At 38.6% G+C, this 17,546-nt stretch carries 12 protein-coding genes and 1 pseudogene; all 13 read right to left on the bottom strand.

Annotation, left to right across the window (positions count from 1 at the left end):
* Positions 1-19: 19 nt before the first annotated feature.
* Positions 20-1,492 (bottom strand): annotated as a pseudogene (locus CZ382_RS15735) (T7SS effector LXG polymorphic toxin); the annotation flags it as partial.
* 655 nt (positions 1,493-2,147) lie between these two features.
* Complete coding sequence (locus tag CZ382_RS15730) at positions 2,148-2,714, bottom strand: hypothetical protein (RefSeq protein WP_088052174.1); 567 nt, start codon at positions 2,712-2,714, stop codon at positions 2,148-2,150.
* Between the two features lie 47 nt (positions 2,715-2,761).
* Positions 2,762-3,436, bottom strand: coding sequence for a DUF4176 domain-containing protein (locus CZ382_RS15725; protein ID WP_268811345.1), 675 nt, complete (start codon positions 3,434-3,436; stop codon positions 2,762-2,764).
* A 273-nt stretch (positions 3,437-3,709) separates the two neighbouring features.
* Positions 3,710-4,018 carry a DUF4176 domain-containing protein gene (locus CZ382_RS15720; protein ID WP_088052172.1) on the bottom strand — a complete coding sequence of 103 codons (309 nt, stop codon included), beginning with the start codon at positions 4,016-4,018 and terminating at the stop codon, positions 3,710-3,712.
* Between the two features lie 217 nt (positions 4,019-4,235).
* Positions 4,236-4,895, bottom strand: coding sequence for a DUF443 family protein (locus CZ382_RS15715; RefSeq protein WP_088052171.1), 660 nt, complete (start codon positions 4,893-4,895; stop codon positions 4,236-4,238).
* Between the two features lie 33 nt (positions 4,896-4,928).
* Entirely contained in the window at positions 4,929-6,464 is a 1,536-nt protein-coding gene (locus CZ382_RS15710) for a T7SS effector LXG polymorphic toxin (protein ID WP_088052170.1), read from the bottom strand.
* An 11-nt stretch (positions 6,465-6,475) separates the two neighbouring features.
* Complete coding sequence (locus tag CZ382_RS15705) at positions 6,476-6,787, bottom strand: TIGR04197 family type VII secretion effector (RefSeq protein ID WP_088052169.1); 312 nt, start codon at positions 6,785-6,787, stop codon at positions 6,476-6,478.
* A 5-nt stretch (positions 6,788-6,792) separates the two neighbouring features.
* A complete protein-coding gene (locus CZ382_RS15700) occupies positions 6,793-7,215 on the bottom strand; it encodes a YwqH-like family protein (RefSeq protein ID WP_088052168.1) in 423 nt (140 codons plus the stop codon).
* A 14-nt stretch (positions 7,216-7,229) separates the two neighbouring features.
* Entirely contained in the window at positions 7,230-11,678 is a 4,449-nt protein-coding gene (gene essC, locus CZ382_RS15695; protein WP_088052167.1) for a type VII secretion protein EssC, read from the bottom strand.
* Positions 11,679-11,751: 73 nt separating this feature from the next.
* Positions 11,752-13,080 (bottom strand): type VII secretion protein EssB, encoded by a 1,329-nt coding sequence (gene essB, locus CZ382_RS15690; RefSeq protein ID WP_088052166.1) that lies wholly within the window; start codon positions 13,078-13,080, stop codon positions 11,752-11,754.
* Between the two features lie 131 nt (positions 13,081-13,211).
* Positions 13,212-13,466: an EsaB/YukD family protein gene (locus tag CZ382_RS15685; RefSeq protein WP_088052165.1), complete on the bottom strand. Its 255-nt coding sequence runs from the start codon at positions 13,464-13,466 to the stop codon at positions 13,212-13,214.
* An 11-nt stretch (positions 13,467-13,477) separates the two neighbouring features.
* The gene (essA, locus tag CZ382_RS15680) at positions 13,478-13,969 is read right to left on the bottom strand and encodes a type VII secretion protein EssA (RefSeq protein WP_235000450.1); all 492 of its coding nucleotides are present in this window, start codon (positions 13,967-13,969) and stop codon (positions 13,478-13,480) included.
* Positions 13,950-17,474, bottom strand: a complete 3,525-nt coding sequence (gene esaA / locus CZ382_RS15675) for a type VII secretion protein EsaA (protein ID WP_088052163.1) — start codon at positions 17,472-17,474, stop codon at positions 13,950-13,952. The genes essA and esaA overlap by 20 nt, the downstream gene beginning before the upstream one ends.
* Between the last annotated feature and the right edge of the window lie 72 nt (positions 17,475-17,546).

Genomic DNA, 17,546 nt, shown 5'->3' with positions numbered 1-17,546 from the left:
ACATATTCATATATAAAACTTATTTAAACCAACCTGCAATTGTTTTCACACCACTTTTAATACCATTAGCAACACCTTGGACACCATCCTTTACATGATCAGTGACGCTTTTTCCACCAATTTCGATCCCTGCTACGAAGGAAATTCCGTAAGACACCCCAACTCCTATAGCTGCACCTGCTAATACTGGTGCGCCCATAGTGCCTACCGCAAATGCTGCAGCAGCTCCGGCTGTGGCTAATGACACAGCTCCAATGCCGACATCAACACCTGCATCTCCAACTATTCTCTGGACAGATTCACCATCTTCTATATTGTCTTTTGCATTCAATCCTACATCAATTGCAACACCCAACCAACCAGCCTTTGTTTTTAATCCACTTATAGCCCCTGCCTTAGCATTTACTTTATCCGCAATAGGTATTTTATCGCCAGACTTTCCTCTGTTCACTTGTTGTTTCACATACTCTTTATCATATATTTTGGTGTTCCGATTCTTAGATTTATTTATTCCCGCAACTTCTGGGTTATGCACCCTGTAACGGATCATTTTTTTCCCTTTTGTCTTATATTTTTCAATTTCAAATCCTTTTTTGTGTAAGTCATACGCTTTTGCAAGAGTTGCAACTGTTATTCCATGTTTTGTCATTTTACCAGAAGTATCTACAACATCATCCGTGTTATCATTGTCATTTTCATTTAAATAATCAATAAGTTCTGGTGAAACTTCGATGTCTTCCTTACCTTCGCTAACATCTTTGTCAAATTTTTTAAGTCCACTCAAAATATTTAAATACGTTTCCTTATCTATCTTACCCTCTTCAAAATCATTAAATGCCGCATTTAGTATATCATCCGCACCATCATTTAAATTTTTTAATTCTGCATCCTTAGTCTTCCTTCCCTTTTCAATTTCTGCATTTCTTTCTGCTTTCTTATCCTCATTATAATCCTGTAACTTCGCTAACTCACTACCTTGAGAAGCACCTTCAAAATCCGCAAACCGCGCTTTCCCTTCACTCGTTTTGGCATTGCTCATCACTGTTTCAATTTGGTGCATGATCGCTTTCACATCTGTTTCATCACCTACACCGTTGAACGCGGCTAAATCTTCATCCAACTCTATCATTTTCTTGATCGCCTTTTTCTTCCACTCATCTACATCCGAAAAAGACGGGGGAGTGGAGGAAGAAATATCGGACACTTCTTGAATTGTATCATGGATGATTTCGTCCTGTTTTTTCAAATCCTCAAACACTTCATTAATGTCTTCTTTGACCTCTTGCAAATAGTTGCTTTTAATGATGGCAGAATCGCTGTAATCCACGTCGGATGCGAATATCTTGATATGTTGCCGCAAATTTCCCTCAAGGTCAGCAAACAATCCCCGGAATGATTCCAATATTGTTACATGCAATTCTCCAAAATATCGTTTTGCTTCTTTTGTGGCTTTGCCGGAAAATGAACCCATGTTGTTAATCGCTTCAATATTTTCTTTTACCTTGTCTTAGCACGGTCAAATATTTGCAAAGGCCACTTAATTTACTGACTCCTTCAAAAATTGGTTAATAACATTTGTAATATACTATTTTTTAACCTTCTGAATCAAATCCGTGTAGTAAACCTCTTTTATGTGATCATGATCTTGATGAAAGAAAATGTTTGTTTCCCCCAAAAAATGTGACCCTAAGAATAAAGAGGCGGCTTTCTTGAAACTTTAACCCACATCTCTTAAAATTCTACGTTGGGTTAGATGTAGCGTGAACAGAAAAGACAGATCCCGTGTAATAAGATCTGTCTTTTTTTAGCGTTTTGTATTAATCTTCCGCACGTTTAAGTTTATAAATTTGCTGTCTTCATCTTTATTTTCAGCTTGCACAAGATTGTATTGGTCCATTAATTTATCCCGATAATCGAGGACATCCTGATATTTTTTTCTTCATCTCTTCATCATATTGGTTCAAATCCTGTTCTGACACCCCACTACCATCATAATAGGTGGCAATGTCCTTTGACGCTCGCAAATTCTTCCGCTTCAATCGGCATGTCTTTCATTGTTTTACTTTATTATTATCCGCATCTATGGATTGCTTCAGGCCAATTTTATTTTCAAATTTTCGTTTATTGAATAGCGGGATAGACAAAATTCAACCCGAGTGTTTTTCCAGTTGTCCTTCTAATTGTTTATGGGCTTGACTTCGCTTTATTGGTCTTATTAGCCAGGCACTTAACATACTAACCACCCATGAGCCAATGTTAACAAGAAACATTAATACACTTTGCGGCATAAAATATAGAAGAACCGCACTTAAGAAAATAAAAAGGAATAAAAGTAGTATGACAAAAACTTGCACTTTATATTGTTTTTTCCCCTCGAAAAGATATTCACGCAACTCTCGATTCGTTGGATGTATCACTTCTTTTCTGCGTTCTAATCCTTTTTTGATTGCTCTGTCTGTTAATTTTATACTTATATAGCCTAGTATTATTCCTAGAATACTAGCAATAAATAACATTTTCAATGGATCTATTGCTATACCAAATGACACACTTTTCATTATTGCATAGAAAACTATCGCAACAAAGCTTGTTAAAAGTATCATTGATTGGTTTTTTCGTTCCGCAATTGAAAAAAACTCATGTTTTTTAAAATCAAAGTATAAAAAATAATTTAATTCCTTATTTTGATAAATCGCTACATAGGATCTTGGCATACACTCACATCCCTTTAAACGTATTCTTAACAATATCGAGTGAAAACTCAATCCTCAATTTCTGCTTCTTGCTGTACTAACTCTAATTGCGGATATTGAATGTTCTTTATCTCCTCTTGATATTTCTTTTGAAAATCCTCTTCCAATTCATCAATATATCCTTTAAAAAATATCTCCTCAATGTCGGAGTTGTTAAAAAAGTACGTTTTTTGGTCGACTTGACCGTTTGGAAAGAGGCAAGCCCCGTAATGAAAATATCCAATTGTTCCTTTATTATTATACAAAGGTAGTCTAACCGTAATCATGATTTTCTGCTCTCCATTCTTCAATTTAACTACTGAACCTAAAGGTAATAACTCCATACTAGCGGTTTTATCGCCTACACCGTTGAAAGAGGATAAATCTTCATCCAGCTCTGTAATTTTCTTTACTGCTTTTTTCTTCCACTCATTTACATCCGCAAAAGATGGAGGAGCAGCGGAAGAAATATCGGATACTTCTTGGATTGTATTATGGATGATTTCGTCCTGCTTCTCCAAATCCTCAAATACTTCATTAATGTCTTCTTTGACATCTTGCAAATAGTTGCTTTTAATGATGGCAGAATCACTGCAATCCACGTTGGATGCGAATGACTTGATATGTTGCTGCAAATTTTCTTCAAGGTCATTAAACAATCCTTTAAATGACTCCAATATTGTTAAATGCAATCTCCAAAATATTGTTTTGCTTCTTTTGCGGCTTTGCCGGAAAATGAACCCATGCCATTAATCGCTTCAATATTTTTTTACCTTGTCTAAACCTGATCGAATAGCTGCAGAACTCTCTTGTAGATTATTCAAATAAATGACACTTCGGGCACAGGGAATAGAACATCCACAGACGAACTATTCCGACACGACTCCTATCCAATTACTCTATTCCAATCCCATGTAAACCCTAAACAAAAGAAGCATATCGTTCATATGCTTCTTCAATAATTAAACTATCCTGTTTTATTTCAACGGACCCGTAACTGTTCCTTTTTTAATATTTGGCTTATTTTCTTCTTTCAGGTCATTGAATATCTTTTTAAAACGGTGTTCTTCTTCATCCTTAAATCCTTCAAACACCACTTCATCTATATTTTCTTCATTAAAATAAAAAACATTGTTGGGATCCAGGCCCTGCGGATAAAAACACCCTGAGTAATCATACCATATCCTTTCTCCTTCAGTTTCTCCTGCTAGAATAGGGCCCCTATTCAGTATCATTAGTTTGCTCGTTCCTTCATTCAAATACACAATTGTTCCAATCGGTAACATTAATATTCCCCTTCCTGAATTTTTTACTATTCTATTTTTACAATTAATAACTCTTTTATAGTGCGTGTTTAAAAAGTCGCCGAATGAGAAGCAAGAAGGTCGAGGCGACGTAGCTTACATAAAAAGGTACATGAGCAGCGGAAAAGCAAGCCAACGAAGAGATTCGCCGCTTATCATTTGGTGACTTTTTGAACATCCTCTTATATAGTATCCTGCATTAAACCGCTGTTTTTTTCTCGCCCTTGAATTTCACGGTGGTATGACCTACTGTTGCCGTCAAAGCATGAATAATCAATAAAAAAAATAAGGAACAAATTGCAAATAATAGTGTCACGATATCCGAATCCACAATAGAAAAATAAAATAGAACAAAGGTTAATGCCAGAACAAAAAGATAGGTTACTACAACTTGAAAAAAATGTTTGAAAGACTGTGGCCTTATCCATAATTTGTCTTTCGTTAGATCCTTAAGATTCAAAGCACCACGCAATTTCTTTTTAAACTTATTATTTAGAGATACGAAAAGTAGCAACTCGAATACTACAAGGATACTGAGAATAATAGCATTGATTAATGGCGTATCCGGAAGTGCAAAGTAGTCTGCAATAGGCTTTAAAAGTGTTGCTAAAAGAACGCCAATGCCCCCTCCCAATATACTGGAATACCCTGTTTTAACCTTGTTCACTTCTGGTGACTTCAATTTTTCTGCTATATTCGGGTCATTTACTTTAAACACAGGATTCGGGAGCAACCAGAAAAAAAACGGAAATATAATCTTCCAAAAAGAGTGCCCCATGTCCATGATATACTCTTCCCCATCGATGGTCAGGATTCTATATCTAAGGTTTCTAAATACACCTTGTACTTTACAATTCATTTAACGATTCCCCACTTCATTAGATTGATTGGGCTAAGAAAACGGATTGATTGCATCTAGGGTACCACTAATAGCTTCACCGACATCCTCCATAAAATCACTTGCCGTTTCTTTAACATTGCTAACGGCCTCATGAACATTGTTTGTGAATTCATCTATTTTTTCACCTACATAATCCAAACCGTCTTGAATGCCCAAAAAGTTATTTTCATAGGCTTTATTAAAACCCCATGTTGCAAGTGTACCTAAGGCTATACCTCCTGCTACCGCCCATCCCCCTGGGTTAGACCCAAGAAGGGCTGCTATTCCATAAGTTGCTCCTGTTCCAAGCGCATCCCCAACAATACCTGCTCCCAACAGCCCGGCGGTATGTGCGGTTGCTTCACCTGGTGTCTTGTTGTTATTATGCAAATCGTCATACATGGTAATGGCGCCACTCGCTCCCATAAGTATTCCACCAACAGACTGTCCGACTCTTATGATATTTTTTCCTTTTTTCAACAAGGAATTAGCTGGACCGTGAGAGGGGGCATTACTTCCCATTAGTCCAATTACTTCACCGCGACTAAGTACCTTATTTCCATGCTTTGTAATGTTATCCTCAATATAAGAGCCAAAGGTATTCTGAGCGAAAATTCCACTAAATTCCCCTGATCTCTCTATCACGAAATCCATAAATCCTTTAGACATTTCCTTTTCCGGGTTCTTTCCATTTTGAAGTGCTTTAAGATCAGATAAAATATCGTAGTATTGGCCCTCATCGATTTTGCCGTTATTTAAATCTGTAAAAGCTTTTTGTAATATATCCTGTAAAGGTTCATCAAGATCTTTTACTGCTTTATCTTTCGCTTTTCGGGCCAATTGGATCTCTTCTAACAGTTCATCTATCTTTTCCTTCTCATCTGTGGTACCACTATTATGATCCTTCAAAGCTGGTATTCCCTGATACAGTGTGGCAGTTTTATAATCCGCAAATCGATTCACACCCGAGCTCCTGCCTGCTGATTTCATCGCAACCTCAATATTGTGCAGGAGTTCCTTTGTTTGTGAATCATGGTCTTTTCCTTCACTCGTAAAATCGATAAACTTGTCATTTAAATCTGTTATTATTTCAACAGCATCATCTCTTCTAATCGTTACGGAAGAAAATTTAGGGCTGGTTGCACTGCTAATATCCGCAACATTGTTAATTGTTCGATTAATTGATACATGCTCGCCATTTAACTTTTCATATTTCTCATCAACGTCCATTTCGGTATCCGTCAAATAATCACTGTCTACAATAGCCGATTGACTTGAATCTACATCGGACTGAAACAAATCTACATGCAGTTTTAAATTATCATTTAGGTCTGTAAATAGCCCGTTAAAGGATTCCAAAATTGTTTTATGCAGATCTGCAAAGTAATTTTTGGCACTTTTTGCGGTTTTTCCAGAAAAAGATTCCATTGCTATGATCCGATCTATTTCAGCTTGAATACTATCCAAACTGGATTTAATATCAGATGCAGTTTTCGTTAATTCATCTGAAAATTCCCTGATCTCGGATATATCCACTCTATTTCCCATTTACTTCCCTCCTAATTTCGTAACGGTTGTGGACCGGACTCAGGATCGGGATTATTATAGTTTGCCAGATTTTCATCATTCTCCCGCATCTGTTCTCCTGTATCTTCCAGCGTAGTGATATCCGTATCCAGTAATGTCTTATATTCTTCAAGTAACTTAACGGCTTTAATTGTATTTTCCAAGTCATCTGTAAAAGGCGCAATATTTGTTTTATCAAATGTCCGACTTGTTTTAATACTACTTTCCAAACCTGAAAGGGATGATCTTAGTTTTTCGATATTGGATTGGAATTCACCTATATTTATACCTACCACTTCTGCCATTTACATCACTCCTTTTTAGCGGCTTCTGCAGCACTTATTTGACTCTCAAGTGATGAGAGTGTACTTCGCAGGGTTTTCAATCCATTCTCATACGAATCGATTGTGCCTTGATATCTGGTAATATCTTCTTCCATTGTTGTTTGCGCATCTTCCGTTTTGGAAATAAAGTTTACTACGCTGGTTTTATACCATTGATAATTTTTCTCAAACTGATCTTCCTTTTTTCCTTGCCAACTATTTTCATCAATCGTCAGACCATCAATACTCTTTTTTATTTTTCCAAGCTCTGATATGTTTTTTCCCAATTCTCCCGATGCCTCTTGTAATCTGCTGATTTTATCCTCCAGAAGAGCTATTTGATTGTTCGAATTCGAAATCCCTGCTTCCACAGATCTTTTTTGCGCCTTTAAAGTGCTAAGTTCACTCATCTACCCACTCCCCCTCACTTCGGTATTTTAATTTTCACATGCTGATGATCCATTGCGTAATAGCACTCATACGCATTTGGATACTTTTCTTGTCTGATAAATGGCTGCTGGAATATATCCTGATCGCCAAGTCGCATGCTGATTAAACCAACTGTTACTATATTACGAACATACTTCGGTACATGTTCGAAACTCTTGCCAATATAACTATAGTCGCCACATATGATAAAATGGATGCCAGCATTCGCTCCATCTTCCAGCAATACTGGAAGCTCCTTTTCATCCAGATTGCTTCGTTCACAGAAGTCCTGCAAATCGGCAATTAAGATGATCCATTTCATTCCATCTGAATCATTTCCGGAGCAACTATTAATCTCGTTTATAATGTCGCTTTTGGCAACGGTTATCCCGTCTTTTTCTGAAATATAGGCATTTACATTGGTTGCTATATCAGCAAGCTTTTGATCACTTTTGTCAAGTATCATGGTTTGATACGAGTCTGAAAGCAGTGATATATTCTTGACTAACGCATGGCGTAATCTGTCTAGGCCGTCTTTTCTGTCACTGACCGCGATCAAATGACCGTATTCTGTTGGATTAAAGGCGATCGGACTAACATCTTCAAATTCAAGCCCGAGTGGCAGGGATCGGTTATTAACCAGTTCCTTCGCCTTTTTGTTTTTCCTAAACTGCTCAAAATCAATAGCTCCTTCAGGCATCATCGGAATAGCTTCTGGCCGCTCCCCATCCCAATGTTCATCCATCCGTCTCGCCGTCTCCTGAATCGCATCAATAATTGCCAATGCTTCCTTCCCTTCTGCCGGCAACATCGCCTGGAACAACGCAGGATCCTCCAACTTAATCAGACCCCGCCCGGCAATTTCCTCAATCTCCAGATCTGTTCTTCCCACAATTGCCCGTGCCTCTGTCTGATCAATCAGGTAAAGGGCGACTTGAAGTTTAATATTGGATAACAACGGCATTCTCATTGCACCTTGTCGTCCAGCGCTAATCGCTAAATGGATACCAATACTTGCACCTTCCCGGGCGATTTGGGTGATTAACCGGTCAAATTCGTCGCCGAAGTCTGCATCGCGAACGGAATCATAGTTATCGATGACGACAAAGATATTTGGTACCGTTTCGCCACTGGCTTGCTCATACATTTCCATGTTGGCGACACCGTACTGACTTAGTTTCTGCTTACGTTCTTTTATGTTCGTTGTTAATAAACGAATTAATTTCTCCATCTTTTCTACTTCATCAAGCAAAATGGTATCCGCCACATGCGGGAGATTTTTCAGCGGTAACAATCCATTTGTACCAAAATCCAACAAGTAAACATTCAAGTGTTCCGGGTTATGCTGTCTCGCTAAATCCATCACCAATGTCTGCAAAAATGTTGACTTGCCGTATCCAGGGCTTGAGAAAACCGCGATGTGTCCGTCTTTTGCCAACTCAAGCGTAAGCGGCTCTTGCGCCTGCAATTCCGGCTGATCCAACAGGCCAATAGTAGTCTTTAACGGTTTCTTCGGTTCTTGCCATGCTTCCTCGAAATCAACCGGATGCAGATCTTTCGCGAATATCCGCTCAGGCAATGGTGGCAGCCATGGCCTTGGCAGTGGCTCGATCTGTTGTGACTCCGTATAATCATGAATATAATCAATCACCGCATCAAGCTCTGTTGGGACTTTTTCGATTTGTTCTTTCTTGTCTAATCCACTTAAATCCTCGGTTAAAATGTCGTACTGTCCTAAATCATTGATCGCATAAATCGTCGTATCAACCAATTCCTGGTCGTCCTTATCCGGCACATAATCTGCGCCGCTCCAGGCACTTTGAAACAATTCATATATTTCATTATTGCCGACCTGCAAATAGGCACGACCTGGTAGTGTGATCTCTGCCGCATCAGGCGTTTTTAGGATTTCGTTTGAATCACTCGTATTCTGCACTTTAAGGGCAAGCTTGAATTTCGAGTTTGACCAGATTTGATCATCAACGACACCACTCGGCTTTTGCGTGGCCAAAATCAGGTGAATACCTAACGAACGACCAATCCGGGCGGTGGAAACAAGCTCCTTCATGAAGTCTGGCTGTTCCGATTTTAGTTCGGCAAATTCATCCGAAATCAGGAATAGATGTGGCATCGCTTCACTTGCTTCCCCTTGTTTATAAAGCTTTTGGTATTGATTAATATGGTTCACATCATATTCGCCAAAGAGTCGCTGGCGTTTTTGCAGCTCTGCCTTAATGGAGGCAAGTGCCCTCATTGATTGCGCACGGTCCAGGTTTGTGATGGTTCCGACTAAATGTGGCAGATTTTTGAATAAATTTGCCATCCCGCCGCCTTTATAGTCAATCAGTAAAAAGGCAACTTCGTAAGGGTGGAAATTTACTGCCAGGGATAGAATATAGGACTGAATAATTTCTGATTTACCGGAACCAGTTGTACCGGCGACCAAACCATGCGGACCATGTGCTTTTTCGTGTAAATTTAACTGAACAATATCTTCCTTGCCACGCAATCCCAGCGGAACGGCCAGGCTTTTATATGTCTGATTCCGTTCCCAGCGTCCTGAAATGCTCAGCTGCTCCACTTTCTCCACACCGTACATTTCGAGAAAAGTAACACTCTCCGGAAGCGAATTCTTCAAGTTTTGCAAGTGGTTAAGCGGCGCGAGTGCCCTTGAAACATCTTCCTTGTTAAAACCCGCCGGAAAATGGTCTGGGGTAAAGTATCTGTTGACCAGTTCCCCCTCTTCAAGTAAAATGTTCCCGCTTTTTGCATCCCGGATATCAATTACCGTTTTGACATGCTCCGGAAGCGACTGCAACACGTCTTCCACGAAAACTAGTGAAACCCCTAGTTCACTTGGATCCTCATTAAAAAATTCCATGATAGTATGATCCAGAATCAGCTTCTCATCTGTAATGAGCACGACATAATGGGGTGAAAAATAGAGTTTTTCATTCTTATTGGCTTTTTCATCCAAAGCAAGTTTTCGCTCTTTTAACACCTGATACATCGAATGCAAAACCTGATCCCTTGACCGTTCATGATAGACAAACCCGCGAACGTTCAGATCCTGCAGGCTTGCATGTGGAAGCCAGCGCATCCAGTTCCAATCTGCTTTCTCTTCTTCCGGGAAAATCGTAATAAATTGGACGTCATAATAACTATGAAATAAAGCTGTTTGCATGACCAATAACTGCAGCTGCTCCAAAACAAGTTCCCGCTGACCAATGTATCCAACCGGACCATTCATTAGCGACGTTACAACAGGTACATCCGTTATTCCTTGATATTGGGAAAGAAGTGCACGCGCTGCATCGACGAGCTCATCTTTTTCCTGTGTAAACTCTTCCTCATTAAATTCGATATCAAAACTTGAATCCACTTTTCCTAAACCTGTGCGGAATTGCAAAAAGTCATGATGAAACATCGTTTTCTCGTACGTACGGGCATCTACATGTATCGCCATATCCCGAATTTGTTCCACATCGGGAAAATGATATTCCAAGGCATGGCGCTGCTCTTCACTGGCAAGGTACAATTCCTTCGTCTTTCGTTGTAAATATTCTCTATACGTTTTGTCACGCCTTTTCATATCAGCTTTATATTTTTTAACATTTTTTATATAAGTAGTGATCGAAAAGATGATTGTCGTAACTGTCATAGCAAGCATGACGATAATATATATCCCTCTAGGCTGTACAAGTGTGATAAGAACGAGTGCTGCAATCATGACCAGTGGTGGTACAATTGTTCGAGCCAGCTGTTCACTTGGTTTAGATGGTTTATTGGATGGCTTGGCGATCGTTCGTTTATCTTCCGGTTCCCTGTAAATGATTCTCGGTGAGCGATGATAGTCAGGATATTCGTCACTGTAATGACTATCTGTTTCCACAAGCGGGACTAATTTCGATGATAAGCGCTTCGCTGTTATCACTTGTATGCTTTCATCGTTAATAAGAACGGTAACACCATCAAAAAAGAGTTCATCGCCTGGTTCGAGACACACATTTCCGGTTGTTCGGTAATAATTATGGTAGATATCCCCTTTATGGATTTCCAGTTTAAACAGTGATTGTGCATGCTCCCGGATTAACGTGAAATCTACGTTTACCCCTTCTATCTGAACGTCATCATATTCGTTGCCACCGAACGTCACACTATGCTTACCCGTTGTATCATATATATGTCGTTCCTTTACATCTGTTAGATAAAAATGTAATGGATCTGCTTGATTAATTGTTAAGCTCTCGTTGATATGTAGTACATTACCTTTAATATTGCACGCCTTCCCATCCCATGTTACAGAAAGGGAATGGTCAAGTGCCAAAAACGTTACGGTTCGAGACCAATCATTTCCGATTGTTATCTCTTTAGCGTCATTTTCGGGTAAATGGCATTTATGCAATTGATCACCATAACTTATCACTAATGTCTTCTGTGCCATCCTTTTTCTTCCTCTCTAAACCAATCCATCTTATAAGTTGAACTGCCTGCCGTCCAACTTTGCCATTCGCTTGTTAATCCTTTTTCTTTTTTTCATCATCTTTTTTGTCTTTCTGTTGTTGCGTATTTTCCTTATCAGAGTTTGTTTGATCGGGATTTTCTTCCGTATTCCCTTCTTCAAGATTTTCCTCTTGCATATCCTGTGCTTCATTTGTTGGATCATTGCTTGTTGCTTCTTCTTCAGGGAGCAGATCATATTCTTCTTGATATTTGTTCAGTTCGTCCTGCAGTTTGCTTACTTTTTCATCACGTTCGGTACCAGTTAAATCCGGATTATTTTTTGCCTGCTCGATTTTTTTGATCAGAGCATACATAATCAGCTGGGGATCATCAATATATTTTGCCTTTTCAACCGACTCATCGAAGTCACCGCGGCCATTATAAATCCAATACAACAAATAATTTTTATCACTTTTCAAGCTTACATTTTTCATAATGACTTCTTTTTCTTGTTCGGATAAATCTTCCACACTTATATAGGAATAAGCGAGGATATATTTCGTTGCATCGGGTAACTTTTCCGCATCCGTATCCTCTAGTGTATGAATGACCTCTCCATAATCTGATGCAAGGTATTCATCATGGGCTGCCAATAGTTCCTCTTGGTATGGCACTTTTACAAACCCGTAATAAACAAGTGGTGCGGCCAATAAAACAGAGACGGCTATCATGATAATCGCCAATTGTTTAAACAGACGAAAACGTTTAATCGGAACAATTTGCATATTCTTTTCTGTTTTCTTTTGCTCAGCCCGGTAGCTCTCTTCTAAAAATGCGATTAACTGCGTCAGGTCACTTATTTCGTTGACTTGGCGCTCAAATTCAGTATCCTTCGCATTTTGTAATGAACCGTAATACAGTTCATCAAAGGTATATTTTTTGGACAAAAGAGCAATAGCTAAACATTTTAGCTGTTTAAGAAAACCCGCTTCATCCACATCAAAAGGTGGAACCAAACCACGGATTCCACGATATACGGCTAATGGCATCAAATTATCATCAAATACCAGATTATCCGGATGAAGGAAGAACGTCACCCTTGTCGATAACCCCTTTTCGAACCGGGATACGTTGCATAAAAGTCGTAATTTCTCATTTCGATTAAGTTTTAGCACGTCTTTCCACTGTTTTCTTTCCCGATCAACAAAAAAGGAAAAGGTAAACAAATCTGCTTCATCACTTACTTTTACCGGCACAAAAAATTCAGGTGCCTCAATCATCACACCCATTTGCCGGACATCTTTTATGCGTGTCTGTGATTTAGGCAGTTTTAATTGCCAGATATCATCCTCAATCGTAAACTGAAGTGAGAGTTTATCAAACTGAATCGTTTTTTCCTTCATATCCTTTGACTCCTCCATATTGAACAACCATATAAACATACCGCATTCTGGAATAAAGTTAACCTTCATTTAGCGGAAAACTTATATTCCGTCTGCGGTCCAATAAACCTGTCAGCTCGGAAAATTCCTTTCTACAAAACTGTTAAAATATCACCATCTGTCACTGGATAATCCGCCAGTATGTCATCATCCGCCAGAAGTAAATCTTTTGTAATCACTTTAATAGCACAGCGTGATCCATCAGCCAAATCAAGTTTCAATGTTTCCATTACATTTAACAGTAACTGTTTAACCGATAGCTGCACCGGAATTCGCAAGTCATATAGACCTGCGTCTCCTCGGTTGCTAAAATCTATTGTCACATCAATATGGGTATCATGCAGCATTTTCTACTCTCCTAATCTGACAATTTTCGCATCATGATATAAATACCACCAAATACAACACATACTAATCCGGTTAACCCAGCTACAAGCGCATTATTTAACCATGAACTTTCTTGTTCTTCTTGAGCCTTTTCGGACGATGTTGTTGGAGCAGTATATTCGGATGTAAACAAAGCGTTTTCCAATTTTTTAATTGTTGTATTTCCCTCTGATTCCATCGTAAATAGGGATTCCCCCAGCTTCTCAATTGATTCTGTGCTTTCGACCTGTTTTTCCTCGATTACAGATGTTGTTTCCTCTTTAAACAAATCAGGGAAGGTTTTTTCCAATTCGGTTGCTGTATTCCTCCGGTTATCTCCAGATTCGTTCTGAATAATTCGATCTAGCTTCCATTCCAGTTCTCCATTTTTTTTAGGACTGTCTGCTGCTGATGCCTGAAATGGCAACATCAGCAGCAGACAGAAGATACCCGTAGACACAAGTTTAATTAGCTTCTGCAACACGTTCATCATCCTCTTCCCCTTTTCTTGCAGTGCGGTATAGGACAAGCAAATTAGCAAGAACACCAATCAGTGCCAGACCAAGGAGAACAAACACACCTGTTCCATAGCTTGTTGCTCCCAGCGCCGTTTTGGATATCAATGTCTCAACATGTTGCAATGGTGAATACATGCGTAATGTTTCCAACCCTGCAATACCGGACCCTAGCGCTTTTGTTAAAAATAGATACAGACTTAGTACAACAAGCAGGATAAACATACCAATCATTTTCAATTGTCTTAATAAATACGTTGCTACTAACAGCATTACTACCATAACCAAGGTGATTAACCCAGTCCACTTGATTAGTTCCCCTTCGCTTATATGGAGGAAATACCCCGATAGCAGACCAATTATGATCCCCTCTGCAACACCGATACTTCCTGTAATTGTTGTTATGAGCGTGTTTTTCCCCATTAGGGATTTCTCTGATTCAAATTGGTCGTCAGCTATGCGCCTTTGATTGTTTGTCGAAATCACATAGGCTGTAAACAGAGCAACAATGAAGCAAACTAACACAAGAAAGTATGGTGTGAATTTATCATCACCGGCCACAATTGTTCCGTTATTCTTCGTTTGCACAGGATTGGATAGGAAATCATACAGATCTTCATTCTGCCTGTCACCGATCCGGCTATTTGCTAGAACATCAGCAAAATTATCCGCAAACTCCTGATCCTCCAAAAGGTTGTTGGTCATATTCACCGATAATTCTCCAGCTTTGCTGACTAAATTAGTTCCGCTTTGCTGAATTTGACTTGCTTGCTCATCAATATTATCAAAGGTTTGATAAACATTTTCTGCAGAATTAAGATTCGTTTGCGCTTGCTCTGCAAGTGTTTGACTCGACATTAATAGCGGTTGAAACTCACTGCCCAATGTCATAACTGCAGTATGTTCCTCATCGTTATGTGCTTGAATTTCGGTTTGTTGTTCCAGCAGTTGTAAACTTTGTTCTCGCCATTTTGCAACGTTGGCCAGTGTTTCGGCTAGGCTTTCGTTTAGAACTACTGCTTGCTGTTTTGTTTCAGTAACATCTTCTGCAAGTTCTTCGGCTTTACCATTTGCCCAGTTAACCTGTTCCTGGAACTTACCTATTTGCCCCTGCAATCTTGTTAATGGTTGCCGGATTTGTTCAGTTACACCTTCTGTTACTCGACCAACGACATATTCTGTTAGTAATTTACCGATATCTTTTTCGTTAAATAACTTGTAAAGTGAATCATCTGTTGCCATATCTATAAGGGATTGACCTTCTTTTATGTTTGGGCAGTCATTTTCATCACAAGATAAACCAAACCCAAAATACATTTCATATAATGTGAGCATTCTTTGATAATGATTCACAGTATAGTGTAATGCATTAATAAGATCTTTGGTTGCATTATCTATAACTGGTGACATTACCTCGTGATAAACATAATTATTTATTACAACTACATCATCAGTTCCCTCATCTTTACCATCAGCATCTTCATCATTTTCACCATCCACTTCGTCTCCATTAGGGTTCCCCGTTCCATCTTCGGAACCGGTTTGTTCTTTTCTTTCATTGTTCTTTATATCTGATTCTTTTTCTGTCTCAGTCTTTTCCTTATTGTTGTTTTTTTGATCATCAGATTGATCAGTTTTCTCTTTTGGAATGTTTGTTTCTTGGCCATTTTCTGCCGATGGTGGATTAGTGTTTCCGCCTTCAGTTTCATTATCAATAGATGTACTCTCTTCAGTTTCTTTATTATCACTTTGAACGGTGCTTATACTTGCAACTAATGGTGTATTTGGCAACTGAATAGATGCATACTCTTTAACATCAGGTTCCCCACTATCAGTTGGTTCCAATTCCCAACTCCATGTCACAGGTTCAAAAACATTAATTAAACTACTAGTATTATCTAGCCCAAGTGTAACACTAACTGTAAAATCACCCTCGTTGACATTTGCCAAATTAACCGGATAAACTTTCCTGCCCCTATTTATTTCAGGTTCTCCTACATCAACATCTTCATCGTTTATCAGAAGTTCTGATAGTGTATATTCAGTAGGTATATTAAGCCTAAACTGATAACCCCTTTCACTGTCATCCACTTCTTTCAGGTTGACAGAATCAGTCTCCGTTATACCTGTTTGATTTAAGTGTTCCTTTAATTTTTTTACTTGCCAAGATAATTCTTCAGCACCATTAGTAGGCGTACCATCATAATTAAATTTCGGATCTTTAATATATTCATTTGTTACTGCAATAACGTTCTTAAGTTCAACTGTTGTATCTGGCGGTAAACCCAAATTATCAATATCATCTTCATTCAATGAAGGTAATTTTTCTATTTGCTCTTTAATCCTTTCACGAGCTCTTCTATCGGGAGCTTCAAATAAAGAATTCATATTTAACTTTTCATCGAATGCTTCTCCAAATACTTTTGTAAGTCGGTTCTTAACTTCATTCTCCAATCCCTCACGATTTTCTTCATTTAAAATCCTATCTACTTTATCTTTTGCATTTGCAACCTTTTCCTTTGACGATGCTAAATGCGATTGTAGTGCTACAGTACCGGATAAGATATTTGATGTATCATCTTCCCTTTTTCGAAACTGGCTATTAATAAAGTCGTTTGCTGATTTTAATGCTTGAAGCTGCTCTTCAACATCTCCACTATTGAATCCAGCATTAAACTGCTTCAACTGATCAAGAAAATTCATCGACAAAACACTATTGTTTTCAAGCAATTTCGAGGTGTCACTCATGCTAGATAAATAGTCTTGATTCATATTAGCGTCATCACTTAACTGTTTCCCAAAAGTGCCTAATGTATCTTCCAGACCACTAAAACTATCTTTGGATGTCTTGGCACTGTCTTTTACATTACTAAATTGATCCGTATAATTTGCAAGAGGGTTGTGTATTGAGTTGTTATATGTATTCGTGTATAATGCCTCTTCTTTTACAACCTCCCCAATGTTATCTTGTGCCTCCTGCAAATTACCTATAACACTTGCAAAATAAACATCAATAATCCGGCGATTAAAGTCATTTAGTATGGAACTGGCGGTTTTCTCTGCCTCCGCTTGAAAATTCTTATTACCAGATGCGTTTATTTTATAATTTAGCACAACATGCTCCGGTGCTTCTGAACTTATTGATAATGCCTTCTCAGAAAAATCATTTGGAATAACAACCATCATATCGTATGTATTTCTTTCAAGGCCGCTCTCGGCAACACCGCGGCTGACAACATACCAGTCATGTTCATTGTTCTTATCCAAACTTTTTACAAAAGCATCACCAAATGACAAATCATTGTTATTAAATGTTGCCCCCTCATCTTCATTTACCAATGCAATTGCCATTGTCTGAACATCCTTGGCATTTTTACTTTTTGTAACATGGTTTAGCGATAAATAAGATGAACCCGAAGCCAGGACGACCATTAAAACCAGAAACAATATTAATTGCTTAAACCCCTTTTTCATTTGTCAACAACTCCTGCTCATTCTTTATAAAAAATAAATAATAAATTAAATAATACCAAATTATTGAAAAAA

Origin of the sequence: Virgibacillus dakarensis (assembly GCF_900155625.1) — a bacterium.
In the GTDB taxonomy this organism is placed as follows: Bacteria; Bacillota; Bacilli; order Bacillales; family Amphibacillaceae; genus Lentibacillus_C; species Lentibacillus_C populi.
Note: the sequence above shows the minus strand (reverse complement) of the source record. Positions and strands in the feature narration are given on the sequence as shown.